We start from the raw sequence: 24,920 nt of genomic DNA, 5'->3' as shown, positions 1-24,920 counted from the left end.
CTAACACATTACAGGACATATCATGAGCACAATATCTCTATATAAAGAACTTAACTTTGGTTTAGGCGAAACCGCAGACATGATAAAAGATCATGTTAACTCTTTCGCCTCTAGTGAAATTGCACCGATTGCAGAAAAAACAGATGTCGATAACGAATTTCCAAATGATCTTTGGCCAAAACTAGGTGAAATGGGTTTATTAGGGATCACTGTTAGTGAAGAATTTGGTGGTTCAGGTCTAGGTTATTTAGAGCATGTATTAGCTGTTGAAGAAATCAGCCGCGCAAGTGCATCTATTGGTTTAAGCTACGGCGCACACTCTAACTTATGTGTAAATCAAATCTTCCGTAACGGTAACCAAGCTCAAAAAGAAAAATACTTACCTAAGTTAATCAGTGGTGAACATATTGGTGCATTAGCAATGAGTGAACCAAATGCAGGTTCAGATGTAGTTTCAATGAAACTTAAAGCTGAGAAAAAAGGTGATAAGTACATTTTAAACGGAAATAAAATGTGGATCACCAATGGCCCTGATGCAAGTACTTATGTTGTTTATGCTAAAACAGATATGCAAGCACATTCAAAAGGCATTACAGCGTTTATTGTTGAGCGTGATTTCCCAGGTTTTACTCAAGCACAAAAATTAGACAAATTAGGTATGCGTGGGTCAAATACATGTGAACTTGTATTTGTAGATTGTGAAGTACCACAAGAAAATATCCTAGGCGAGCTGAACCAAGGCGTTAAAGTACTAATGAGTGGTTTGGATTACGAACGTGTTGTGCTTTCGGGTGGGTGTTTAGGCATTATGCAAGCATGTATGGATTTAGTAGTTCCTTATATACATGAGCGAAAACAGTTTGATACACAAATTGGTAAGTTCCAACTAATCCAGGGTAAAATTGCAGATATGTATTCACAAATGAATGCTGCTCGTAGTTATGTTTATACTGTAGCTAAGTCATGTGATCGTGGCGAAACAACCCGAAAAGATGCAGCTGGTGTTATTCTATATGCTGCAGAACTTGCAACAAAAATGGCATTGGATGCAATTCAAATTTTAGGTGGCAATGGCTACATAAACGAATTTTCTGCGGGTCGTTTATTACGTGATGCAAAACTATATGAAATCGGTGCAGGGACTTCTGAAATTCGTCGTATGCTAATTGGTCGTGAATTATTTAGTGAAAGTCGTTAGATCTCAAATTCACATAACTAAATTAGCAAACAAGTTCAGGGGAAAATATGACAATTTTAAAATCTCAAATTAACAGTCACGATCCAGTTTTTGTTGAAAAACAAGCTGCAATGCGTGAATTAGTAGCGGATCTTCATAAACATACAGCCAAATTTATTAAAGGTGGTGGTGATGCTTTAATTGAAAGACATCAAGGTCGCGGAAAAATGTTTGTACGTGACCGTATTGATACTTTAATTGATGAAGGGTCTCCTTTTTTAGAAATATCTCAATTTGCAGCACATGGCGTTTATGAGCAAGATATCGCTTGTGCAGGTATTGTTGCTGGTATTGCTCGTGTTAAAGGCATTGAATGTATGATCATTGCCAATGATGCTACTGTTAAAGGTGGCACATATTTTCCGCTGACTGTTAAAAAACATCTACGCGCGCAAGATATTGCTGAGCAATGCCATTTGCCATGTATATACCTTGTCGATTCAGGAGGTGCAAACTTACCAGAGCAAGATGAAGTTTTCCCTGACAAATTACATTTTGGCCGTATTTTTTATAACCAAGCACGTATGTCAGGTAAAGGTATTCCACAAATTGCTGTAGTTATGGGTTTATGTACTGCCGGTGGTGCATACGTACCAGCTATGGCAGACGAAAGCATAATAGTAAAAGATCAAGGTACGATATTTTTAGCCGGTCCGCCTTTAGTTAAAGCTGCAACAGGTGAAGTTGTGTCTGCAGAGGATTTAGGTGGCGCAGATGTCCATTGTAAAGTATCAGGTGTTGCCGATCATTATGCTGATAATGACGAACATGCTTTATCAATTGCACGACAGTGTATCGAACGCATAAATCACAATTGCCCTACAGCCCCTTTATTAGATGAGATAAAACCACCTCGTTATGATGCCTCTGAGATTTATGGCATTGTGGGTACTGATCTTAAAAAACCATTTGATGTGCGAGATGTAATTGCACGTACAGTTGATGATTCAGCATTTGATGAATTTAAAAAGTACTTCGGTGATACCTTAGTATGTGGTTTTGCCAAAATTTATGGTATGCCAGTAGGGATAGTTGCAAACAACGGTATCTTATTCTCAGAATCAGCACAAAAAGGTGCTCACTTTATTCAATTATGTGCACAAAGAAAGATCCCTTTAGTATTTTTACAAAACATTACGGGCTTTATGGTTGGTAAAAAATATGAAGCTGAAGGCATCGCAAAACATGGCGCAAAAATGGTGATGGCTGTTTCTTGTGCCGATGTGCCTAAGTTCACTGTATTAATTGGAGGTTCATATGGTGCAGGTAACTATGGCATGTGTGGTCGAGCATTTGAGCCAACCATGATGTGGATGTGGCCAAATTCTCGTATCTCAGTAATGGGTGGTGAACAAGCAGCAGGTGTTCTTACGCAAGTAAAACAAGATGGGTTGGCACGAAAAGGTGCTTCTATGTCAGAACAAGAAATCACTGACTTTAAAAAACCTATCATCGAACAATATGAAGAGCAAGGTCATCCGTATTATGCCAGTGCCCGCTTATGGGATGATGGTATTATTGACCCAGCCCAAACCCGACACGTTTTAGGGCTTGCTTTAAGCGCATCTAAAAATGCACCTGACAAAGAGTCTAATTTTGGCGTATTTCGTATGTAAATAAATCTGCTTATCAGGTTTATTATGGCCACTACGTGGCAAATTTTATTAATGGCTTTACAAAATTTTAATTTTGTTTCTCCATCAGGTAATAACTATAATGTTCTTTTTTAGTCTTTATTTTTATTATCCTGTTCGATAACGCCACTTAGGTGGCCTTTATAGAGATGCTAAGCAAATCTATAGGAAATATTATGTCTGTAAATTTAACGATTTCTAATAAAGTAGCAACAGTCACTTTAAATCGCCCACAAGTTCATAATGCATTTGATGACATTACAATAATTCAACTAATAGATGTCATCACGCAAGCATGTGAAGAACAAGTCAGTGTATTAGTTTTAAAAAGTGAAGGTCGTCATTTTTCTGCTGGTGCAGACTTAGGCTGGATGAAGTCAATGGCTGGTAATAACTTCGATGATAATTTTGCTGATTCTCAACAATTAGCAAAATTAATGCATACCTTAGCAACATGTCCTATGCCAACTATTTGCCAAGTACAAGGTGCTGCATTTGGGGGGGCTTTAGGTTTAATAGCCTGCTGTGATATTGCATTTGCAAGTCCAGATACTAAGTTTTGCTTAAGTGAAGTTAAGTTGGGCTTGATTCCTGCTGTTATTAGCCCTTATGTCATAAAAGCAATTGGTGAAAGGCAATCTCGCCGTTATTTTTTAACTGCTGAGGTATTTAAAGCTGATAAAGCATTAGATCTTGGCCTAATCCATGAAATTACAGATAAACTTGAAACTTCAGTTAAAGACACTGTGAAAAATATCTTAAACAACAGTCCAAAAGCAGTCATTGCAGCAAAAGAACTCATTGAAGATGTTGCAAATAAAGAAATTACTAAAGAATTACAGGATTTAACAGCTGAACGTATCGCTTCAATTCGTGTATCAGTAGAAGGGCAAGAAGGTTTAAGTGCATTTTTTGAAAAGCGCTTACCCAATTGGCAAACACCAAACAACAACGATTCAGCACAATAAGGTAATTAACAATGTTAAAAAAAATACTAATTGCAAACCGTGGTGAAATCGCATGCCGCGTTATTAAAACAGCAAAGCGTTTAGGTTTGAAAACCGTTGCTGTATATTCTGACGCAGACAAAAATTCTTTACATGTACAACAGGCTGACGAAGCGTACCATATAGGCCCTGCACCAAGTAAAGATTCATATTTAGTTTCAAATAAAATTATTGAAGTAGCTAAACGTTCGGGAGCTGATTGCATACATCCAGGATACGGGTTTTTATCAGAAAACTGTGAATTTTCTCGCCTATGTAAAGAAAACGGTATTGCGTTTGTTGGTCCACCAGAGTCTGCAATTGAAGCTATGGGCTCAAAATCACGCTCTAAAGAAATTATGGCCGAGGCAAATGTGCCATTAGTACCTGGTTATTATGGTAAAAATCAAGATGCAACTTTTTTGTTTGATGAAGCAAATAAAATGGGTTATCCAATTTTGATTAAAGCTGCATTTGGCGGTGGTGGTAAAGGCATGCGTATCGTAAATTCATCAGATGAGTTTATATCTATGTTAGCTTCGGCAAAACGTGAAGCAATTTCTGGTTTTGGTAATGACCAAATGTTACTTGAAAGATATGTTACCAAACCTCGTCATGTTGAAGTACAAATTTTTGCTGATAGCCATGGTAACTGTGTTTACTTAGGCGACAGAGATTGCTCTTTACAACGTCGTCACCAAAAAGTAATCGAAGAAGCTCCAGCTCCACAACTATCTGATTCACTAAGAAAAGAAATGGGTGAAGCAGCCGTAAGGTGTGCCCAGGCAATAGATTATCAAGGTGCAGGCACTGTAGAGTTTTTATTATGTGGAGACGAATTTTTCTTCATGGAAATGAATACGCGTCTACAAGTGGAACACCCTGTAACAGAAATGGTAACCGGTGTTGATTTAGTTGAATGGCAAATTCGTGTTGCTTCAAACGAAACGTTAGCATTAAGACAAGGCGATATTAATTTAACAGGGCACTCTTTAGAAGCGCGTATCTATGCAGAAAACCCTTCTGCTGACTTTATGCCTTGTTCAGGTATTATAAAATTACTTTCTACTCCTTTAGAATCAAGGCATGTACGTATTGATACTGGTGTAAAAACCGCAAGTGAAATTAGTAGTTTCTACGACCCTATGATTGCAAAACTGATTGTTTGGGATGAAACCCGTGATTTAGCAATTAAAAGATTACAATCCGCACTAGAAGAGTTTCATTTAGCAGGTTTTTATTGCAATGTTTCTTTCCTACATAACTTAGCTAGTCACGATGGTTTTGTGAAAACACAACCTGATACACATTTTATTGATGACAACCAAGATGAATTAGTACAAGCTGATAATACTGATCTTAAAATCTGTAATATTCTTGCAAGCCTTTTATACCTTGATTCAATTAAAAACCTAAATTGTGGTTCTGCATGGAATAAGCAACAAGGCTTTAGGTTAAACCAAGAAAATAATATCAAAATACCATTTACAGACTTATCTGATATAACTGCTGTATGTAATGGTTCAAGTTATAGCTTAAATATTGATGGTCAAACGATCACAGCTGATATCTACATTAATGAACAACATATCAATGCCAATATTGACGGTGTTAAATACACTGCTAATTATGTATTAGATCACAAGAAAATTGAGCTTATGTATTTAGCAACAACACACATATATCAATTAAAAGACAAACATTATGTTAGTAATGTTGAAAATGATGATGCATCTTTAGCTGCACCTTTAAACGGTACCGTTGTAAAACATTTATTAGAACTTGATACTGTAGTTGAAAAAGGTGATGCTATTGTTGTGATAGAAGCCATGAAAATGGAATATACATTAACAGCACCTTATAACGGTAAACTTACCAGTTTTTGTTTTGATGAAGGTGAATTAGTATCGCACGGTGATCTACTCGCCATCGTATCTCAAGAAGGTGGTTAACATGTCGCAATCACTTTTACCCTCTTTTGTTAAAGTTGTTGAAGTAGGCGCTAGAGATGGCTTACAAAATGAAGCCAAAGTATCAACCGAAGATAAAATAACTTTAATTCAAGCTTTAGTAGAAGCGGGTGTAAAACACATCGAAGCTGGCGCATTTGTATCCCCAAAATGGGTGCCTCAAATGGCAGATTCTAAACTTGTCATTGAATCTTTAGATCATAGCACGGCTGAATTTAGCGCATTAACGCCAAACCTAAAAGGTGCACAACTTGCATTTGACGCTGGCATTAAAGAGTTTGCTATTTTTACAGCTGCAAGTGAAGCGTTTTGCCAAAAAAACATAAATTGCTCAATTGACGAAAGCATTGAACGCTTTAAAGAAATTATGTCATTTTCAAATGAACATAACATTAAAGTCCGAGGATATGTAAGCTGCGTGATGGGATGCCCATATCAAGGCGATGTTGATATTTCAGAGGTCGTTAGAGTGTCAAAAATGCTGCTCGATATAGGCTGTTATGAAATAAGCCTTGGCGATACTGTGGGTGTAGGTACCCCTGGTAAAACAGAAGAATTAATTACAGCTTTGCTAAAAGAAATACCAGCAAATAAGCTTGCTGTACATTTTCATGATACATATGGTCAAGCGTTGACAAATATTTACGCCGCTCTAAAGCTTGGTATAGCCACTGTTGACGCAGCTGTAGCTGGTTTAGGTGGCTGTCCTTATGCTAAAGGTGCGTCAGGAAATGTTGCCACTGAAGACTTAATTTATATGCTTAATGGACTTGGCATTAATAGCAATATTGATATAAAAAGGCTCTCGAAAGCAGGTTGGCAAATATCTAACGCATTAAATAAAGTACCAGCAAGTAAAGTTTCACTAGCAATACAAGAAAATGAGTCATAGTGAATTTCACAATTTACTATTCTCAATGAATTAAATTTGAGTATTATTTTTTAGTAATAATATACTCGTGTTTTAAAGGCTACGGGTATAACATCAATCAAATTAAGGGAGCACGCCCAAATGGCAGGTTTCGATAAAGTAGTTTCTAGTTATGAAGAGGCCATGCAAGGTCTTAAAGATGGCGATACAGTAATTGCCGGTGGTTTCGGTTTATGTGGTATTCCTGAAGGCTTAATAGCTGAAATAAAAAAACAAGGTACTAAAGATTTAACCCTTGTTTCAAATAACTGTGGTGTAGATGATTTTGGTTTAGGGATCTTGTTACAAGATAAACAAATTAAAAAAATTATCGCTTCTTATGTGGGTGAAAATGCACTTTTTGAACAACAATTACTCAGTGGTGAAATTGATGTTGAATTAACACCCCAAGGTACTTTAGCTGAAAAAATGCGTGCTGGCGGTGCAGGTATCCCAGGGTTTTACACAGCAACAGGTTACGGTACACCCATTGCTGAAGATAAAGAAGTAAAAGAATTTAATGGTCGCCCATATATTTTAGAAGAGTCAATCACAGGTGAATTTGCAATTATTAAGGCATGGAAAGCTGATAGATACGGTAATTTAGTTTTTCGTCATACGGCAATGAATTTCAATCCTATGGCCGCAACAGCTGGTAAAATCACAGTTGTTGAAGTCGAAGAAATTGTAGAACCTGGAGAGTTAGCGCCAAGTGAAATTCATACACCGGGTATCTACGTCAATCGGGTTATCAAAGGTTCATTCGAAAAACGTATCGAACGTGTCACTACACGTCCTTCAACTTAAGCAATACGGAGAAATATAATGGCTTTATCAAGAGAGCAAGTTGCTAAACGTGTTGCACAAGAATTACAAGATGGTTATTACGTCAATTTAGGAATCGGGATCCCTACCCTAGTTGCTAACTATGTATCTGATGATATTGAAGTAATGTTACAATCTGAAAATGGTCTTTTAGGCATGGGCCAATTCCCAACAGAAGACAAAGTTGATGCAGATATGATCAACGCAGGTAAAGAAACCGTTACAGCATCCATAGGTGCGGCAATATTTAATAGTGCCGAAAGCTTTGCAATGATACGTGGTGGTCACGTAGACTTAACTGTACTAGGTGCTTTTGAAGTTGATCAGAATGGTTCTATCGCTTCTTGGATGATACCTAAAAAGCTAATCAAAGGTATGGGCGGCGCTATGGACTTAGTTGCAGGTGCACAAAATATCATAGTAACCATGACACATGCTAACAAACATGGTGAATCTAAGTTATTAGAATCTTGTACATTACCTTTAACTGGCGTTAACTGTGTTAAAAAGATAGTAACTGATTTAGCTGTTTTAGAAGTTAAAGGCGGTGCATTTTATTTATTAGAAAGAGCACCCGGTGTACCAGTTGACGAGATCATTGAGAAAACAGCAGGTAAATTGATTATTGAGGGTGAAATCCCTGAAATGACTCTTTAACAAAGCTGTAACCTAACAATATTTATCGTTCTGTTTATAACAATTCTATTAAGTTAGTGGTTAAATATAAATGAGGATATATTTTCAAGAGTAAGGTGCTTGATTGAGCAATAGGATTGAAAGCAACGCAGCTATTGTATATTTAGAGCATTTAGAATGATCATATATTTATTGGAACTGGTATTATAACTGAACGAATATACCTACCTCATTCCCAACGTCACAGATGTTGAGAAACCCCAAAATCCCTTTAGCGAGGGATTTTTTATTTGTTTAATTTTAATTTTAATTTTAATTTTAATTATAATTATCAAAGCTTAAACAAATAGAATTAATACAATATCGAGTCCCTTCTTCTGTAGGACCATCATCAAACACGTGACCAAGATGTGAATCACATTTATTACAGCGGACTTCAGTACGCTTCATGCCATGTGTTTCATCAACTAAATACTTTACAGCATTATCAAACGGTTTTACAAATGCGGGCCAACCACAACCCGTTTTAAATTTACTATCACCATCAAATAATGGTAGTTTACAGCAAATACACGCATATACACCTTTTTCAAAATGATTATTATATTCACCTGTATGTGGATACTCTGTACCGCCATGTTCACACACTGCTTTTTGCTCTTGTGTTAAATGTTTTGTCCAACATGTTTTCATCGCTTTCTCTTTATATACCCAAGCCACTTGATAATGCTTGTTTCAGAATTTATAAGGTGAGTTAGCACAAGGCACATCATTTTAGGAATGCTTATTGCCTTTCAAACTGATGTAACGTAGTGATTACTTACCTGATAAATTCCCTACGGGCGGGTTTTAAATGGTCAACTACCGCGTTGTTTATGTTGATAAGGGAATAACCATTACCTGCAATAAATGTCTTGTATTTGACCATTTAAACTCCCGCTGAAATCATGCATTTCCAAGTAGCTTGGGTATAGTTCTACTTGGCATTTCTATTAAGGCTACTAAGTGCCGATAATTGAATAAGGAGCATTAAAAATAGAATAATAAAATGTAATGATAGAGATTTTACTCAGCATTTTTTTATATTTGTGTAAATTCTATCAGGTAAGCAGAATCAAACAATCAACTTAGGAAATATATGAGGTAATTTTTTTATTTAAATACTGCGCAGTACACTTATCAAAGCTGCGCAGCAGACTTACTATCTTACTTTAGCATCTATATCCACAAGATCAGTTAAATGACATATGCCATCATTATGTGTTTTGATACCGTGCTCACCAAAGTAATCTCTTTGTGCTTGAACTAAATGTCCGTTACTCGGTGTAGTTAATGTTGCTAAATATGTTTGGCTGGCAGTTAAAACAGGGAACGCTAAACCAGAAGTAATAGCTAAACCAGAAACTTTACGTAATGCATCTGATTCACTTGTAAGTGTATCTACAAACTCAACACCTTGTGCTATTTGATCTAAGTAATCTGCACGTATGATACAACCCGCTCGCCAAGTTTGCAGCGTTTTAGCAAGGTCCACTTTCCACTGATGTGAACGAGATGCACCTTTAATCAGTGCTAAACCTTGACGGTAAGCTAATAAACTTGCAAGATGGAAGGCTTGTTTTAATTCTTCTAAATCCACCTTAACTTTGGCTGTTTTTTTAACGGCATAAGTCATTTCTTTTGCGGCATGAGTTTCTTTGGTATTTGTAAGATGACGTGCTTGCACAGCTGCAACAAGTGAAGGTACTGCAATACCAAGCTCTAATGCATTTTGAGCAGTCCAAAGACCTGTGCCTTTAGCACCAACTCTATTATCGATTAAATCAACTAAAGCTTCATTATCATTTGTTTCAAGCTTAAGAATATGGCTCGAAATTGATAATAAGTAACTTTGTAATTCTCCTTCAGACCAAGTATCAAAAATGTCAGCGATTTCTTTTGGCGATTTACCACAACCTTCGCGAAGTAGTTGATACATTTCCGCAATAAGCTGCATTAAGGAATATTCAATGCCATTATGAACCATTTTCACGAAGTGACCGCTTGCTGAGTGCCCTACTCTTGCAAAACATGATTCATTGTTAAAGCTTGCTGCTATTTTTTCAAAAGAGGGCTCTATACGTTCCCAACCTCCTTCTGAACCACTTGCCATCATAGCAGGCCCATGACGTGCACCTTCTGCACCACCAGAAATCCCCATAGTGGCAAATTCAAATTTGTTCTGGTATTTCAGTTTACGAGAAATACCATCCTTATAGTTACTGTTACCACAATCGATAATCATGTCATTGATTTCAACACCTGCTTCTACAAGCTCGAGACATACACGATCAACTAATTCACCGGCTGGTACTAATAATAAAATAGAACGTGGCGCTTGTAGTCTGCGAACCATATCACCGATATCAGATACGATATGTAAACGCTCTGCAGTGCTTTCAGATTTAGCTAAACGAAGTAAATCTTCTCCTGCATCTGGATTTTTGTCATATGCAACTAAAGTGACACCTTTTTCAATTAAATTTAGTGCAAGGTTTTTACCCATGACACCTAAACCAACTAATGCAACCTGCATGTATTTCTCCCGAAGAGCGAAAGTATTAATATATATGAGTGTGTTTCATAACTAAAATACCATTCTGTATAATTTGAATGATAAACTCGCGCATTATAGGGTATTATATTCACCTTTCAATGCTTGATTAAAATTAAGCTAAATTTAGCGTGTGATTCACCGAACAATTCACAGTATTTACAAATCAGTTGACGAAACATGACACCGGTGTCATAATTTATCACAATCGTCATTTAGTATGATAATACGACTATCAAATTAGTCAAAATTATAATATATACATTCAGGAGCATAAGATGCCTAGACGCACAAAAATCGTTGCAACACTTGGACCCGCTACAGATAAAGATAATAATTTAGAAAAAATTATAAAAGCTGGTGCAAATGTCGTTCGTTTAAATTTCTCCCATGGCGTAGCTCAAGATCATAAAGACCGTGCAGAACAAACGCGTTTAATCGCAAAAAAATTAGGCTGTCATGTTGCTATTTTAGCAGATTTACAAGGCCCCAAGATTCGTGTTTCTACATTTAAAGATTCTAAAGTAACTTTAAAAGTTGGTGCTAAGTTTATTCTAGATGCTGACTTAGGTTTAGATGAAGGTGATATCAGTGGTGTTGGTATTGATTATAAAGAATTACCAAATGATGTATCACCATCAGATTTATTACTATTAAATGATGGTTTAATTCAACTTGTTGTCGATTCAATTGAAGACAATAAAGTTTACACGACTGTTACTGTTGGTGGCATATTATCGAACAATAAAGGTATCAATCGTTTAGGTGGTGGTTTAACTGCGCCAGCATTTACTGAAAAAGATGAAGCCGATTTAATTACTGCTGCAGAAATTAAAGTAGATTACATTGCAGTATCTTTTCCTCGCAGTGGCGATGATATGCGTCATGTACGTAGTTTAGCTGATCAGGCTGGCAGTAAAGCTCAGCTAGTTGCTAAAATAGAACGTGCAGAAGCTGTTGAGTCAGTAGAAGCGATTGATGATATCGTTCTTGCTTCAGATGCAGTAATGGTTGCACGTGGTGATTTAGGTGTCGAAATCGGTGATGCAGAATTAGTAGGTAAGCAAAAAATTATCATTCAACGCGCTCGTACACTAAACCGTGTTGTTATTACCGCAACTCAAATGATGGAGTCAATGATCGATAACCCGATGCCAACACGTGCAGAAGTTATGGATGTTGCAAATGCAGTACTTGACGGTACTGATGCTGTAATGCTTTCTGCAGAAACTGCCGCTGGAGATTACCCTGAAGAAACAGTAGCAACAATGGCCCGTGTTTGTTTAGGTGCAGAATCACAACCCGAAATTCATGTATCTAAGCACAGGCTTGAATGTATGTTTGAAAATGCATCTGAGACTGTTGCATTAGCAGCTATGTATGCAGCTAACCATTTAGATAGCATCAAAGCGATAGTTGCTTTAACTGAATCTGGTAGTACTGCTAAGTTGATGTCACGTATCACATCGTCACTACCGATTTATTCATTATCTCGTCATTCAATGACTTTAGGTCAAACAGCACTTTATCGTGGTGTTTATCCAGTTGAGTTTGATTCTACTCAGTTTGAAGCAAGTGCTTTAACAAAAGAGGCATTAAATACGTTAGTTGAAAAAGGTATTTTAGTGTCAGGCGATAAAGTTATCTTAACTCATGGTGATGCAATGGAAACCGTTGGTGCAAGCAATACAATGAAGATTTTAACTGTAGCTTAATCTTAATAAAATTCAGTATACCTCGTTTTTAAAAGCCAGATCTTTGATCTGGTTTTTATTTTTAATTCTTTATTTTATCAATCCCTCGATTGTTTGCTTCATCTATTTCTTTCCTATAATTTATCAAACACATTCCAATTATTTTAAGTTAGTGATCAAATATAAATGAATATTCTATAAAAGAAAAATTATTAAGTTTATAGTTTTAAAAAGAAAGAAAGCCACACAAGGTGGCTTTAGGGAATGAGGTGGCGGAGAGATAGGGATTTGAACCCTAGATGGGCTATAAACCCATGCCGGTTTTCAAGACCGGTGCATTCGACCACTCTGCCATCTCTCCGTCATTAACTTGGGCATCTTAGCAAAAAAAAATAGATATGCAAAAATAATACATATTATTATTTTTAAAATAAGTAAAAAAAAACTGTTTTAGTATATTAAAGTTTACGACATATAAGTGTAATGTGGTTAAAGATAGAAACTAAAATTACTGAGGCTTAGCAGTTAAAATTTGTAGTCCCGCTATAAATAGACTGACTACGAATCTTTAATTCAGATGATGACTGTTGCATATTCACACTAACAATATAGTTTTTAGGTGCGTACTAATAAAAACATAATTTATACAACAGAAACATCTTTAATTGGTATAAAAATACAGAGTCTATTTGATCGTATTTTGCTAATAGAGAAACTCTTTATAGGAGTTTAGTTTATACATTGCATTTTTTATAATGATAGTAATAATGGCTATATTCGTAAAATGTCTCAAACAAGACATATAAAAAATTAGGGTGCTCTATGGTGCATAATAAAAATTTAGGGCAAGCTTCTATTCCTGCAGTTACTCAGTATCTACAATTAGCAGATGAGTTAAACATAGATGTAGAACCTATTTTAAAAAACCTTGGGATCAATCAAGCAGAATTATCTGATGCGAGCCTGCATATTAATGGTGATGTATTTCAGGACATAATTGCTGCTCTTATCAATGAATCGAATGATCCCTTATTTGGTTTACAGACAGCAAAATTTGTTCAGCCTGGTTCATATAGCGTATTAGGGTTTATAACAATGAATTGCGAAACACTAGGAGAAGCAATAACAAAGATTCAACCATTTGAAAAACTAGTGGGAGACATGGGAACGACTCAATTAGAACATATAGATTCAAATTTCTATATTAGTTGGCATTGTATTTTTCCAAATCCAATTGTAAAACAACACGTGGTCGATAACTGTTTGGCTTCATGGTTTACTTTCGCTCAATTTTTAGTTGAACCAAAATTTAAAGATATTAGCTTACCTAAAAAAGTTTTATTAATGCGCTCAGTTCCTAGTCTTGAATACCAAGCTTATTATCATGATATTTTCAAATGCCAAGTACTATTTAATCAAGATAAAGATGCTATTATATTTGATCTAAACTTATTAGCTTTACCTCTCAATAAAGGTAATAAACTTTTATTATCTACTCTAGAAAATCATGCGAAAGAGCTTATTGATAAACTTTCACAAGATGATTTTTCTCAAAAAGTTAAACACCTTATTGATATTAATTTAATTAGTGGTAAATTTCACCAGCAAGATATTGCTGATTTTTTAAATGTAAGTACTAAGACTTTACAAAGAAAGCTTAAAGCACAGAATATAACTTTTAAATTTATTTTAGATGAAGTTAGACTCGACACTGCTCGCAAACTATTAAACAAAGAAAACTTACCTTTAGTTGATATCAGTAACAATTTAGGTTTTTGCGAATCAAGATCATTTTATAGATGGTTTCAAAAATTAACTGGGGTGACACCTGGCGATTATAGAACTAGGATTAAAACTAATTGAATAGAATTTCCAATAAAATGCTACAAAGCATACTTTCAGAAGTAGAACATCTAATTGGCCACGGAAAAGTCGCTAATTATATTCCAGCCCTAGCAAAAGTTAAAAATAAGCAGTTAGGTATTGCAGTATGCACTTTAGATGGTGAGGTTTATCATTCAGGTGATGCTTCAACACAATTTTCCATTCAAAGTATTTCCAAAGCATTAAGTTTAACATTGGCATTAACGATATATAAAGAAGAAGAGGTATGGCAAAGAGTAGGTAAAGAACCCTCAGGCCAAGCATTTAACTCTTTAGTTCAACTAGAGCTCGAACAGGGTATCCCTAGAAATCCATTTATAAACGCCGGTGCACTTGTTATAAGTGACTTACTTGCAGATAAATTAATTACGCCCAAGTTTTCATTAATGAAATTAGTCAGAGAATTATCTGAAAACCCTAAAATTGCATTTGATAAAAATGTTGCAAGATCTGAGTTTAAGCATTCCGCTCGTAACAGTGCCATCGCATATTTAATGAAAGATCATGGTAACTTTCATAACAATGTCGATTCCGTTTTAAAAGACTATTTTCAAGCTTGTTCTATCAAAATGAACTGTATTGATTTAGCTAAAACATTCAGTTTTCTTGCTAATAGAGGTACACCCGTTGGTTTACACAAATCGCTTGTATCTCAAAAAATGAGCAAAAAAATAAATGCTTTATTAGCAACTTGTGGTTTATATGATGAAGCTGGTGATTTTGCATATCGTGTTGGCATGCCAGGTAAATCAGGTGTAGGTGGAGGTATTGTTGCTGTCATACCCGGTGAAATGAGTATTTGTGTTTGGTCTCCAGAGCTAAATACTTCAGGAAACTCATTGGCTGGAATTGAAGCTTTAGAACGATTAACCAATAAGTTAGGCCGTTCTATTTTTTAGAGTTTACCAATAGTTAAGGGACGTCACCGTCCCTTTAAAATGTATATAACTATGAGTACGTTTTATCTAAATAATACAGATTCTTTTTTGAACCAATGTACACAAAATGACATTAACACACCTGCTAACACCAGTGTTGCTGCGAATATCATACCCACCATAGAATAATCAACTGTGCCTTTAATTAACTCTTTTATTGCTAATGCCACATTTGTTATTGGGATCATAGCTGTATTCATAGTCAATTCCATATTAGGCATCATGGCAACAAGCAGTGGCATAAATGCAACCATAGATAAAGGGCCCATATAGTTTTGCGCTTCTTTAAATGTACGCGCATAAATAGATATTGCTAAAACTAATGATGAAAATATTCCAGCAAGTGGCACAAGCATTAATAAGATTAAGCTTAAATCAACGACACCTATTGCTCCCATCACTTCGGTTATGATTTGTGCATCAAAAAAACGTCCAGCTACACTGGCCCAAAAGCCCATACTGACGACAGTGATACATGCCGTGGCCAAGGAGGAGACTAATACTGTGAAAAACTTACCTAATACTAACTCAGTTCGAGTCACAGGGGTTAGAAGTAATGTTTCTAATGTACCTCTTTCCTTTTCACCTGCACCTAAATCAATTGCCGGATAACTTGCGCCAGCCAAAACTAATGGAATAAGTAAATATGGAATGATTGCACCTAGCTTTTCCCCTAAATTCTCACGTTTATCAGCTGTATCAATTTTTTCTAGTTTAATGGGGTTTAATAAAGCAATGCTTTGCTCTTTAGTGACACCAAGTTGTTCAAATTTTTCTGCTTGCAAAATTTCACTAAATGAGTTAAGTGCATCATTTACACGTTTGTAAATGAAATTTAATGCTGATGAGTCATTAAATACCACTGTCCAATCACTCTGTATGCCTTCAGATAACGTTGTTCTAGCATTGTTATGAATTAAGATTCCGACATCTAAATCACCTGATTTAACTGCATCTTTCATTTCATCTACAGTTTTATATTTAGTATCGCTTAGTTGGAAGTTTTTATGAAACATAATTTTTTCAGAAAACTCAGGCGCATATTCGCTTCCTGTTATAGCGTAAACATGAATTTTTTGTTCAGCTTCTATCGTAGCTTGGCTCATTAAATAACCCATTAAAGCAAACAAAATTGGAAAAATTAACACGGGTAAAGCAACAACAAATAATAAAGTTTTCTTATCTCTTAATAATTCTTTAATTTCCTTTTTAAAAACCTCAAACATTTGATTTCTCCTGTAAAATATTAAGAAATGCTTCATTGAGAATTTGACTATTACCTGTTTCTCTAAATTGCGCTAATGTGCCGTTAAAACAACTTATACCTTCATTTATCACAGATACTCGTTCACATAAAAGGTCAATTTCATCTAAATGATGGGTAGAAAAAATAACTGGCGTGCCTTGTGACTTTAAATCTTGAATGAATTTAATTACTGTTTGTGTTGCCATAATATCTAAGCCTGTTGTTGGTTCATCTAAAACAACAACTTCTGGGCTATGAATAACTGCACGGGCAATATTAGTTTTTTGTTTCATACCTGTAGATAAGTGCTCTGCTCTTTTATGCACAAAACTGTTCATATCAAGCATTTCATATAGTTCTTCAGCTCTTATTTTAAGTACTTTCTTATTCATACCATGTAATTTACCAAAGTATTCAATATTTTCTTTTGCTGTTAGACGTCCATACAAGCCAGTAGAGCCTGATAAAAAACCAATTTTTTTGCGGGCTAATAAAGGATCTTTTACGACATCTACACCATTCACTTGTATCATCCCCTGGTCAGGTAATAATGCTGTTGAAAGCATACGAAGCGTAGTCGTTTTGCCTGCGCCATTAGGACCTAAAAGACCTAAAACTTCACCTTTGTCACAGTGAAAGCTGACATCTCGAACTGAATGAAAATAATCAGCCTCTTGTCTGGGATCAATGCTTTGTTGTTTATCAATTTTATGATCTTTGGTTAACTTAAATCTTTTTTTAAGTCCCGCTACTTCAATCATATAACTTTCCTTTGTTTGGGTTTAGGTTTGGGTCGAAAATAATTAATATTTTTATAAAATTCGGTATTTTTATTATCTTCATACCAATCTGGAATGCCTAAAAATGGCATAGGTGATAACGCTTTATTATTTTTTAATAACTGATTATCTATAATTTGTTGATAAAGTACAGTATCTAGGTACTCATATTGATTTTTTAATGATAAGTGGTAAAAATCACTGTTAACTGGTAAAAATAATGCTTTTCCTGTTAGCCCTAAATAGGGTTTAGTAGCCATTTCATAATTGGCATGACCAAACATAAAAGCAGATATATTATTATCCCATTGTTCTCTGCTGTCTACAAAAGCATCTTCCCAACAATGATTTTTAAGAGCGATCTTAATCTGCTCCCCAATACAATTATCCACGTTATATGGAAATAAAATACCACACTCATCAAGTAAAGTAATTGCATTACGTGATGCCGAACGTTTCAATAAACCATGCTCTTTTATTTGTTCAATGTGCATTTTATTTAATAAATTTTTTGTTTTTGGAAATAAAATCCAAATTAATCCACCAAATAAATCATGCCAATTATCTATACGTGTAGGTACATTGCCTGTTTCATAAATAATCTGTTCATAATATCTCGTGTCATTTTGGATATGATGATCGGGTACGAAGTTTAGTTTTTTCCCACTTGATAAAATTAAATTATTTTTTTGTGAATTTAGCCAATTGCAATCTGGCCATTGGTTATTTTGATCAAGTTTAAATAACTCAATTAAATCTTTAAAAAGGCCATGTTGCTTAAAATCAACACTCCAGTTTTTACTTGGTTCAAATTTTAACTTCACCGCTTAACTCATATTTAATCTTCACTGTTGACTATTTTAACGCAAAATCAAATCTGATTTAAGTGAACTTCTTACTCTGTGACCAATTACTTTATTTTATCTTTGATATTTGATGATTTAACGCAAAATCAGGTCCTATTCATGTGAACTTCTGATATTGTTAAATAAATTGATTTAATCTTCACCTTTATTAAGAGCTCATAATGAAAAAATGTCTTAGTTTAAGTTTACTGAGTACTTTGGTACTTGCCAGTTGTGCGACAACAACACTAAATAAAACTGATTTTAATTCTGCATATAATACGATCAAGAGCAAAGAACTTGCTACGCATATAAAAGCGTTTGCATCTGATGAATTTGGTGGCCGTGGCCCTTCAACTCAAGGTGAAAAACTTACTTTAGAATATTTAACTAAACATTTTAAAGAAATGGGTTATCAACCAGGTAATGGAGATAGTTTTTTACAACAAGTACCATTAGTGTCGTTAGAAGCATCAGCAGATATGGGTCTGACTATTGGTGGTAAAACATATGAATATAAAAAAGATATGGTGATGGGCTCATCTCGTATCAGTGAATTTGAAACGATTGAAAATTCAGAATTAGTATTTGTTGGTTACGGTGTAAATGCACCCGAATACAGCTGGAATGACTACAAAGATTTAGACGTTAAAAATAAGACCGTTGTTATACTGGTAAATGATCCTGGATTTGCTTCTAAAGATCCTGATTTATTTACAGGTGACGCTATGACTTATTATGGTCGCTGGACATATAAATATGAGGAAGCAAGTAGACAAGGTGCTGCTGGTGCAATTATAATTCATGAAACAGCACCAGCATCTTACCCTTGGTCAGTGGTAGAAAATTCGTGGTCTGGCCCACAATTTAGTTTCCAAAAAGAAAATAATAATATGGATCGTGTAGCCGTAGAGGGTTGGATCACCAAAGATGTTGCTACTGAGATTTTCAATAAAGCAGGTTTAGATTTTAATAAACAAAAACAACTAGCAGCTAAATCGTCTCATAATGCTGATTTGGGTGATTTAACTGCAAGTGTGAGTGTTAAAAATACCATCAAAAAATCAATATCTAACAATTTCATCGCTACTCTACCTGGTAGTGAACAAGCGGATGAGCATGTTATTTATTCAGCTCACTGGGATCACCTAGGAACCGATCCTACCAAAAAAGGAGATAATATTTATAATGGAGCTCATGATAACGCGACAGGTACAGCTGGTTTAATTGAAGTAGCACAAGCTTTCGCTTCATTACCTAAAAACCCAAAACGTTCGATTACTTTTCTAGCTGTTACTGCTGAAGAGCAAGGTTTATTAGGTTCTAAATTTTATGCAACTAACCCTATTATAGCGCCGAAAAAAACAGTCGCTAATATTAATATGGATAGCTTGAACCTTTTAGGTAAAGTAAAAGATGTCAGTGTTGTTGGTATTGGTAAGTCAGAGCTTGATGATATGTTGCAAGTTGCAGCAAACAAACAAAATCGTACTATAGGTGGTGATCCTAAACCATCATCAGGTGGCTATTATCGCTCTGATCACTTTGCTTTCGCAAATATCGGTGTACCAGCTATGTATGCTGGTGGTGGTACGCAAGCGATTGACGATGCGACTGCAACATACAGAAAACGCATGGGTTTGATATTACGTGGTTGTTATCATCAGGCATGTGATCATTATAGAAAAGGCTGGGATTTATCTGGCGCTGTTCAAGACTTACAATTATTCTACCATGTAGGTTTTAACTTATCAGAACAAAAAGACTGGCCAAAATGGGATATTAAATCCGAATTTCAACGCAAATAAATGCAAATGACATTGATTTGCATTTAAATTAACTTTAAAGTACATCTTCCTATAACGAGGTTGTACTTTATGTTTTTTAATTCGACTCTATATTCAAAAAAATCTAACATTTCAAAAATATTGCTAAACAAACGTGCCTTATTACCATTGGCTTTAGTAGTATTATTATTTACACCAATCACACAAGAGATCGTATTACAATCATTATCAGATGCATTTTTGCAAGTATCTGTTTTTGTTGCTGGTACTCTATTTTTATATTATTACCTTGCTGACAAATTCCCGCAATTAGAGCTTGCTTATGTACGTAAAAATGCACCTGGTTTAGAAGTGCCTATAAGTGCTTTATTAGGAGCATTACCTGGTTGTGGTGGAGCAATTATCGTTGTAACACAATTTACAAAGCGACAAGCAAGCTTTGGTTCTGTAGTTGCTGTATTGACCGCCACAATGGGTGATGCCGCATTTTTATTACTTGCTACTAGACCTTTTGATGGTATGATCGTTTTATCCACGGGCTTAACCGTAGGTATTATATCTGGATATATTGTTAATAAAATCCATAGTGTTGATTACCTGGCTCCAAAACATAATTCCCAATCATATAATCAAAATGATATACACGATACATCTATTAAATTTGCAGGCCGAGTTTTTTGGAGAATCGTTTTTATTCCAAGCTTAATCATAGCTCTATTGTTGGCCTTTCAATATGATTTTAATAAAATTTCTTTAATTGCCTCTGAAGTCAACATATTATTTGGCGCTGCCTGCGCTTTAATTGTCGTTTCATTTTGGGCGTTTACATCTAAAGGTGAAACTTATCAAGAGCTCACTGCTGAAGACGACTTACAAAATAAGCCCTCTCGTTTAAACCGTGTTATGCAAGATACTCATTTTGTAACGGCATGGGTCGTTGCTGCTTTTGTATTATATGAACTGACAATGCTGTTTCTAGGGTTAGATTTAAAAACTTGGTTTATGAATTATGCAGTTCTGGCACCACTAATTGGTTTATTAATAGGTTTACTACCCGGTTGTGGTCCTCAAATTGTAGTGACAACACTCTATATTCAAGGAGTGATCCCATTTTCTGCACTTATGGCTAATGCAATATCTAATGACGGTGATGCGCTCTTCCCTGCAATTGCTTTAGCACCAAAAGCTGCATTTATGGCCACTTTATATTCAACAATTCCCGCATTCATTGTTGGTTATTCTGTTTACTATTTTTTTGAATAACAAGGAATCTGCTGCGTATTTTCATTTAGGTAATTCAATGACAGTATTAAAATATAGGCGTGACTTTAGTCACGCTTGTTTATTGTACCTATTTTTTTCGTAGAAATCTCATACTACCACTATTACTATCACAAAAGACAAAATTGAAAAAGACGCTCTAAAGACATCTCCTGCCACAAGAGCTTACTATGACTTCCTTCAAACCCAGCTGTTGGCCGATGACTACTTAGCATTACCGATATTTTCTGCCCAAAAATCGTTTAATTCTTTAGATTTGTCTAAATTAACTTCAATACCTAGGCCATTTTTATAACATAATGCTAATATTAAGGCTGTGTATGGTGCTTCTAAATATATTGATTCAAGTAGAGGCAATGCAACATCATAATTTTTAATTTCAAAGTAATACATACCAAGTGCTGCGATGGCAAGCTCAGAACCTTTAACCGCGCTTTCCTGAGCTGTTTGCCAATATTTAATCACTTCTTGCCAATCAGTATTTTCTTTACCACCGATTAACTTAGTTAATAATCCAATTCTGAAATTGGCTAAACATCTCAGTTCGGCATCGATATCATCACGTTCTAACAAAGATAAATACCAAATTTTTGCTTGCTTATAATTTGAAAAAATTACTGTGCTGCCAAAAGGTCCTGGAGTCACTCTGGTTGAAAAATGCATATCACCCGCTTCAATTAAGCAATCTAGATGATTATTTTCAGCGCCAGATACAACACAATTTTCTGCGTTCTTTTTTAGTGTATCTTTGGCTTCTTTTTTCTTCATTCCTTCAGGAATTGGTGCTTTGTATGCGTCGTTAAATACAAGTTTGGCGGCTAATAAACCAGCGTCAAAATCACCGTCATCATACAGAGCAAATAACTCCTCCCCTTTACGCTTGCTATATAATTTTTGTAATTCCATTGGTATTCCTAAGTTTAACTGGTTTATTCATTCAAAATGTATGATATTTTAAAACATCAAAATTTAACAGGAAAAGCAGTTATGATTTAATAATTGATGTTTATAATTCTGATTATTTCATATTATCAAGCGTTTGTTGTGCTAGTTTAAATGATACTGGTGAAGTTAACCTTTGGCGACATCTTAATTTATATTCATTCTCATCAATAATATCAGCTTCAAATATGAACTCAAGTTCACTTATGATATTAGCTTCATATACTGCTTGGGCAATTTCACAAGTAACAGCTTTCATTTTAGTTTGCTTGGCAATTGCATTAAGTATTTCATCAGGCAGTTGCCAATATTTTGCAATTGTATAAGTTAATCTAGTAGCAAAGGTCGAAATGAGGTTTTTAAACGCCTGTGAATTTGGCGCCACGCTTGGGTCAACATGACTAAAAGCTTCAATCATAATTTGAAAAATAACCATTTTACCTAAATTCCTGATAAGGCCGACTAAATAAGCTATTGATTCTTCATTATTATTACTAGAAGCGGTATAAATTTTTTTAGAATAAATTGCCGTTTTTAGACTGTGTTGCCAAATTTTTTCACCAAACTGTTTAAAATATATATTACTGATAGGTGATAGTCGCTTGGTATAATTCACAAGCACACTTTCAAATAATCCCTTTGTCCCTAGATTCATAAAAGCAATTTTGAGATCTGTGGCTTGCTTGTCACCACGCTTATAAAATGCACTATTGGCAATTTTAATAACATCAGCAGCCATACTGGGTTCTTGTTCTATCAGTTTTAATATCTTATTAAGGTCAAAGTCATCTTTTTTAATCTCTGACATTAAAGTTGTAACTGTTGAAGGAAGAACTGGTAATTGATCTAATAAAGATTTTGGAGAAAGTAGTAAGTGCTCAATTTTAGTCGAAACAAAAATACTGAATGCATCTATCTCATTTTGTTTTTCAGATTTGCCGAACAAAAAATGATGAAAATCACCATCATGTTTATTTATCGGTTTTATAGGTAATTTTGTAGCTGATATATTATCTGGAAACGTTACGGTTGGTAGATCAGAAAAAGAAGTTGGGCTATTACGCGTACGTTCAAAATAGTCTAAATCTGATTTTTGCGTATTTAGTGCTTGTGAAGTAAATAATGTCTTTATTAGCCTTTTAAACACAGAGAATTTCCTAAAACAAATAAATAATAATTTCCTTATTCTGTACGTAAACATCCTTGACCTAAAATCAAGCTTTGATAACATGTAAACAGGTACAAATCGGCTGATTCAGAAGATGCGCAGTATATCAGATTAATTTATTTGATATACTGAAAGTTACTATAAATTATAAAACTGGAATAGATTTAACGGTATTTAGGACAAGATGAAATTAATTTTGAGTTAGGTCTAAATAATCCGCCCTTATTGTGATATCAGACTTTTCCATATGTGGTTTTTGATAGGCGAATATAGCCCTTTATTGTCGTATACCCAAACCACTTCAAGATGCAGGATTCAGTTGGAATTAGAAATGCTTTAGGCAAGGTATTGATTGAAGAACATGGTTATTCCCTTTTCAAAATCAATAACGCTGCATAAAGTATTTATAAACCAACCTTACAGGGACTTCTGAGCAAATCATGCTCGTTGTTCCATCTTTTTTTAAGGGAGCATCTTTTAATGCAAAGATGCGCCTAGATCATGAATTGCTCAGCAGTCCTGAACCTCACATCTTGAAGTGGCTTGGGTATAAATACTAAATCTAATATCCGTCGAACATTAGTATCTTTTGCAACAGAAGATAAATCATAACTGAGCATGGCTACCTCACGTCCTTCTCTGACACCTGATGGCCGACAGAACCAATTTCCCGACTCTCTTAAAATGAGATTCCTTCACAAGTAGTAACAACACCTCCATGATCACCCGAATACAAATAGTCTATAACTATTAGCCTATTTTCAATACTAGTTGAGCTTGAATTACAGGCATGGTTTCCTATCTTTTAATAAATTGTTCCACTAGTTTGTCGTTGTATCAACTTAAAGATATGACTTTATATTTCCAAAAGTTTTAGTCCAATCGTTATAATTTATTGGTATTTGATGATATTGCCCGTGATGTAGTAGAATAAGAGAAGGAAACCCTTGAACAGGCATTTTTTGTATAAGCGCAATTTCATCAATCAGAAAATTATTAACTGTTTTACTGACAAGTTTGTTAGTGAATTCTCTTTCATCTATGCCAAGCTCTTTAGCCAAAGAGATTAAAACTGCGTTATCTGAAGGATTTTTTGCGTTAAGATAATAAGCTTTTTGTATTGCATCAAGCATTTGTTGTTCTAATTGGTATTCTCTTGCGATAATAACAGCTCTACAGGCAGGATATGTTGAACGCCTAGGTGTACATACATTCCAAAATTCATGATTAAACTGAGTTCCTATCTCAGTTTCTATTTTTTTCCAGGTAGATTGTAAGAACTCCTGCATTTTTTTGGACATAGTAACATCTGAATCTGGCGCTAATCCACCCACCATATAATCAATATTAATAAAGGGTGCTAATACTTGTCTGAGTTTATCCCAGACATTTTTATAGCCCCAGCACCAACTGCACATAGGATCATATACATAATATAAAGTCGGTTTTGTCATAACATCCAAAAGTATAAAAGGAAAACCTTTAGACTAAAGATTTACCTATAAATGTCTACTTAAATTTGGGTATAACTCAACTCCATATAGGGTGGGATCGCGCATTTCTGA

The 24,920-nt window shown here is 35.1% G+C and carries 20 protein-coding genes and 1 tRNA gene; 12 read left to right on the top strand and 9 right to left on the bottom strand.

What is annotated here, in order from left to right:
- The first annotated feature begins 22 nt into the window (after positions 1-22).
- From CJF42_RS13015 to CJF42_RS12985, 7 genes are all read left to right on the top strand, one after another.
- Positions 23-1,198 (top strand): isovaleryl-CoA dehydrogenase, encoded by a 1,176-nt coding sequence (locus CJF42_RS13015; RefSeq protein ID WP_095367099.1) that lies wholly within the window; start codon positions 23-25, stop codon positions 1,196-1,198.
- A 47-nt stretch (positions 1,199-1,245) separates the two neighbouring features.
- The gene (locus CJF42_RS13010; protein WP_095367098.1) at positions 1,246-2,853 is read left to right on the top strand and encodes a carboxyl transferase domain-containing protein; all 1,608 of its coding nucleotides are present in this window, start codon (positions 1,246-1,248) and stop codon (positions 2,851-2,853) included.
- A 194-nt stretch (positions 2,854-3,047) separates the two neighbouring features.
- Positions 3,048-3,839, top strand: coding sequence for an enoyl-CoA hydratase/isomerase family protein (locus tag CJF42_RS13005; RefSeq protein WP_095367097.1), 792 nt, complete (start codon positions 3,048-3,050; stop codon positions 3,837-3,839).
- An 11-nt stretch (positions 3,840-3,850) separates the two neighbouring features.
- A complete protein-coding gene (locus CJF42_RS13000; protein ID WP_095367096.1) occupies positions 3,851-5,809 on the top strand; it encodes an acetyl-CoA carboxylase biotin carboxylase subunit in 1,959 nt (652 codons plus the stop codon).
- Position 5,810: 1 nt separating this feature from the next.
- Positions 5,811-6,719: a hydroxymethylglutaryl-CoA lyase gene (locus CJF42_RS12995; RefSeq protein WP_095367095.1), complete on the top strand. Its 909-nt coding sequence runs from the start codon at positions 5,811-5,813 to the stop codon at positions 6,717-6,719.
- A gap of 120 nt (positions 6,720-6,839) precedes the next feature.
- A complete protein-coding gene (locus CJF42_RS12990) occupies positions 6,840-7,544 on the top strand; it encodes a CoA transferase subunit A (protein ID WP_095367094.1) in 705 nt (234 codons plus the stop codon).
- Between the two features lie 18 nt (positions 7,545-7,562).
- Positions 7,563-8,219: a 3-oxoacid CoA-transferase subunit B gene (locus CJF42_RS12985; RefSeq protein WP_095367093.1), complete on the top strand. Its 657-nt coding sequence runs from the start codon at positions 7,563-7,565 to the stop codon at positions 8,217-8,219.
- A gap of 297 nt (positions 8,220-8,516) precedes the next feature.
- On the opposite strand, the gene msrB is transcribed toward CJF42_RS12985, so the two are convergent.
- Both msrB and gnd read right to left on the bottom strand, forming a co-directional pair.
- Positions 8,517-8,891 (bottom strand): peptide-methionine (R)-S-oxide reductase MsrB, encoded by a 375-nt coding sequence (gene msrB, locus CJF42_RS12980; RefSeq protein ID WP_095367092.1) that lies wholly within the window; start codon positions 8,889-8,891, stop codon positions 8,517-8,519.
- Positions 8,892-9,399: 508 nt separating this feature from the next.
- Positions 9,400-10,773: an NADP-dependent phosphogluconate dehydrogenase gene (gene gnd, locus CJF42_RS12975; protein ID WP_095367091.1), complete on the bottom strand. Its 1,374-nt coding sequence runs from the start codon at positions 10,771-10,773 to the stop codon at positions 9,400-9,402.
- A 296-nt stretch (positions 10,774-11,069) separates the two neighbouring features.
- Between gnd and pyk the strand changes: the two genes are divergently transcribed.
- On the top strand, positions 11,070-12,506 hold the full coding sequence (gene pyk, locus CJF42_RS12970; RefSeq protein WP_095367090.1) for a pyruvate kinase: 1,437 nt from the start codon (positions 11,070-11,072) through the stop codon (positions 12,504-12,506).
- Positions 12,507-12,755: 249 nt separating this feature from the next.
- On the opposite strand, the gene CJF42_RS12965 is transcribed toward pyk, so the two are convergent.
- A tRNA-Ser gene (locus tag CJF42_RS12965) sits at positions 12,756-12,846 on the bottom strand.
- 461 nt (positions 12,847-13,307) lie between these two features.
- On the opposite strand from CJF42_RS12965, the gene CJF42_RS12960 reads away from it, so the two are divergent.
- Positions 13,308-14,348: an AraC family transcriptional regulator gene (locus CJF42_RS12960; RefSeq protein ID WP_095367089.1), complete on the top strand. Its 1,041-nt coding sequence runs from the start codon at positions 13,308-13,310 to the stop codon at positions 14,346-14,348.
- A gap of 17 nt (positions 14,349-14,365) precedes the next feature.
- On the top strand, positions 14,366-15,268 hold the full coding sequence (glsB, locus tag CJF42_RS12955; RefSeq protein WP_095367088.1) for a glutaminase B: 903 nt from the start codon (positions 14,366-14,368) through the stop codon (positions 15,266-15,268).
- A gap of 62 nt (positions 15,269-15,330) precedes the next feature.
- On the opposite strand, the gene CJF42_RS12950 is transcribed toward glsB, so the two are convergent.
- Genes CJF42_RS12950 through CJF42_RS12940 form a run of 3 tightly spaced genes read right to left on the bottom strand, consistent with a single transcriptional unit; the run spans position 15,331 to position 18,156 of the window.
- Positions 15,331-16,533 carry an ABC transporter permease gene (locus tag CJF42_RS12950; protein WP_095367087.1) on the bottom strand — a complete coding sequence of 401 codons (1,203 nt, stop codon included), beginning with the start codon at positions 16,531-16,533 and terminating at the stop codon, positions 15,331-15,333.
- Positions 16,526-17,314: an ABC transporter ATP-binding protein gene (locus CJF42_RS12945; RefSeq protein WP_095367086.1), complete on the bottom strand. Its 789-nt coding sequence runs from the start codon at positions 17,312-17,314 to the stop codon at positions 16,526-16,528. The genes CJF42_RS12950 and CJF42_RS12945 overlap by 8 nt, the downstream gene beginning before the upstream one ends.
- Positions 17,311-18,156 carry a DUF3025 domain-containing protein gene (locus CJF42_RS12940; protein WP_095367085.1) on the bottom strand — a complete coding sequence of 282 codons (846 nt, stop codon included), beginning with the start codon at positions 18,154-18,156 and terminating at the stop codon, positions 17,311-17,313. The genes CJF42_RS12945 and CJF42_RS12940 overlap by 4 nt, the downstream gene beginning before the upstream one ends.
- Before the next feature lie 203 nt (positions 18,157-18,359).
- On the opposite strand from CJF42_RS12940, the gene CJF42_RS12935 reads away from it, so the two are divergent.
- A complete protein-coding gene (locus CJF42_RS12935) occupies positions 18,360-19,985 on the top strand; it encodes a M28 family metallopeptidase (RefSeq protein ID WP_095367084.1) in 1,626 nt (541 codons plus the stop codon).
- A gap of 69 nt (positions 19,986-20,054) precedes the next feature.
- The gene (locus tag CJF42_RS12930) at positions 20,055-21,227 is read left to right on the top strand and encodes a putative manganese transporter (protein WP_095367083.1); all 1,173 of its coding nucleotides are present in this window, start codon (positions 20,055-20,057) and stop codon (positions 21,225-21,227) included.
- 222 nt (positions 21,228-21,449) lie between these two features.
- On the opposite strand, the gene CJF42_RS12925 is transcribed toward CJF42_RS12930, so the two are convergent.
- The 3 genes from CJF42_RS12925 to CJF42_RS12910 all read right to left on the bottom strand — a co-directional run bounded on the left by CJF42_RS12925 (position 21,450) and on the right by CJF42_RS12910 (position 24,809).
- Positions 21,450-22,151 carry a hypothetical protein gene (locus CJF42_RS12925; protein WP_095367082.1) on the bottom strand — a complete coding sequence of 234 codons (702 nt, stop codon included), beginning with the start codon at positions 22,149-22,151 and terminating at the stop codon, positions 21,450-21,452.
- A gap of 112 nt (positions 22,152-22,263) precedes the next feature.
- Positions 22,264-23,334, bottom strand: coding sequence for an HDOD domain-containing protein (locus CJF42_RS12920; RefSeq protein WP_170940603.1), 1,071 nt, complete (start codon positions 23,332-23,334; stop codon positions 22,264-22,266).
- Between the two features lie 863 nt (positions 23,335-24,197).
- Positions 24,198-24,809 (bottom strand): DsbA family protein, encoded by a 612-nt coding sequence (locus CJF42_RS12910; RefSeq protein ID WP_095367080.1) that lies wholly within the window; start codon positions 24,807-24,809, stop codon positions 24,198-24,200.
- Positions 24,810-24,920: the final 111 nt, after the last annotated feature.

The organism is Pseudoalteromonas sp. NBT06-2, from assembly GCF_002276045.1.
GTDB lineage: Bacteria > Pseudomonadota > Gammaproteobacteria > Enterobacterales > Alteromonadaceae > Pseudoalteromonas.
The sequence above is the reverse complement of the archived record's forward strand: the minus strand, read 5'-3'. Positions and strand labels throughout refer to the sequence as shown.

Excerpts from the sequence above, each read along its gene's own strand:
- CJF42_RS12930 (WP_095367083.1), top strand. The coding sequence starts at position 20,055 with ATGTTTTTTAATTCGACTCTATATTCAAAAAAATCTAACATTTCAAAA.
- CJF42_RS12990 (WP_095367094.1), top strand. The coding sequence starts at position 6,840 with ATGGCAGGTTTCGATAAAGTAGTTTCTAGTTATGAAGAGGCCATGCAA.
- CJF42_RS13005 (WP_095367097.1), top strand. The coding sequence starts at position 3,048 with ATGTCTGTAAATTTAACGATTTCTAATAAAGTAGCAACAGTCACTTTA.
- msrB (WP_095367092.1), bottom strand. The coding sequence starts at position 8,891 with ATGAAAACATGTTGGACAAAACATTTAACACAAGAGCAAAAAGCAGTG.
- CJF42_RS12995 (WP_095367095.1), top strand. The coding sequence starts at position 5,811 with ATGTCGCAATCACTTTTACCCTCTTTTGTTAAAGTTGTTGAAGTAGGC.
- CJF42_RS12935 (WP_095367084.1), top strand. The coding sequence starts at position 18,360 with ATGAAAAAATGTCTTAGTTTAAGTTTACTGAGTACTTTGGTACTTGCC.
- CJF42_RS13000 (WP_095367096.1), top strand. The coding sequence starts at position 3,851 with ATGTTAAAAAAAATACTAATTGCAAACCGTGGTGAAATCGCATGCCGC.
- CJF42_RS12945 (WP_095367086.1), bottom strand. The coding sequence starts at position 17,314 with ATGATTGAAGTAGCGGGACTTAAAAAAAGATTTAAGTTAACCAAAGAT.
- CJF42_RS12960 (WP_095367089.1), top strand. The coding sequence starts at position 13,308 with ATGGTGCATAATAAAAATTTAGGGCAAGCTTCTATTCCTGCAGTTACT.
- CJF42_RS12910 (WP_095367080.1), bottom strand. The coding sequence starts at position 24,809 with ATGACAAAACCGACTTTATATTATGTATATGATCCTATGTGCAGTTGG.
- CJF42_RS13015 (WP_095367099.1), top strand. The coding sequence starts at position 23 with ATGAGCACAATATCTCTATATAAAGAACTTAACTTTGGTTTAGGCGAA.
- glsB (WP_095367088.1), top strand. The coding sequence starts at position 14,366 with ATGCTACAAAGCATACTTTCAGAAGTAGAACATCTAATTGGCCACGGA.
- CJF42_RS12925 (WP_095367082.1), bottom strand. The coding sequence starts at position 22,151 with ATGGAATTACAAAAATTATATAGCAAGCGTAAAGGGGAGGAGTTATTT.
- pyk (WP_095367090.1), top strand. The coding sequence starts at position 11,070 with ATGCCTAGACGCACAAAAATCGTTGCAACACTTGGACCCGCTACAGAT.
- CJF42_RS12950 (WP_095367087.1), bottom strand. The coding sequence starts at position 16,533 with ATGTTTGAGGTTTTTAAAAAGGAAATTAAAGAATTATTAAGAGATAAG.
- CJF42_RS12985 (WP_095367093.1), top strand. The coding sequence starts at position 7,563 with ATGGCTTTATCAAGAGAGCAAGTTGCTAAACGTGTTGCACAAGAATTA.
- CJF42_RS13010 (WP_095367098.1), top strand. The coding sequence starts at position 1,246 with ATGACAATTTTAAAATCTCAAATTAACAGTCACGATCCAGTTTTTGTT.
- gnd (WP_095367091.1), bottom strand. The coding sequence starts at position 10,773 with ATGCAGGTTGCATTAGTTGGTTTAGGTGTCATGGGTAAAAACCTTGCA.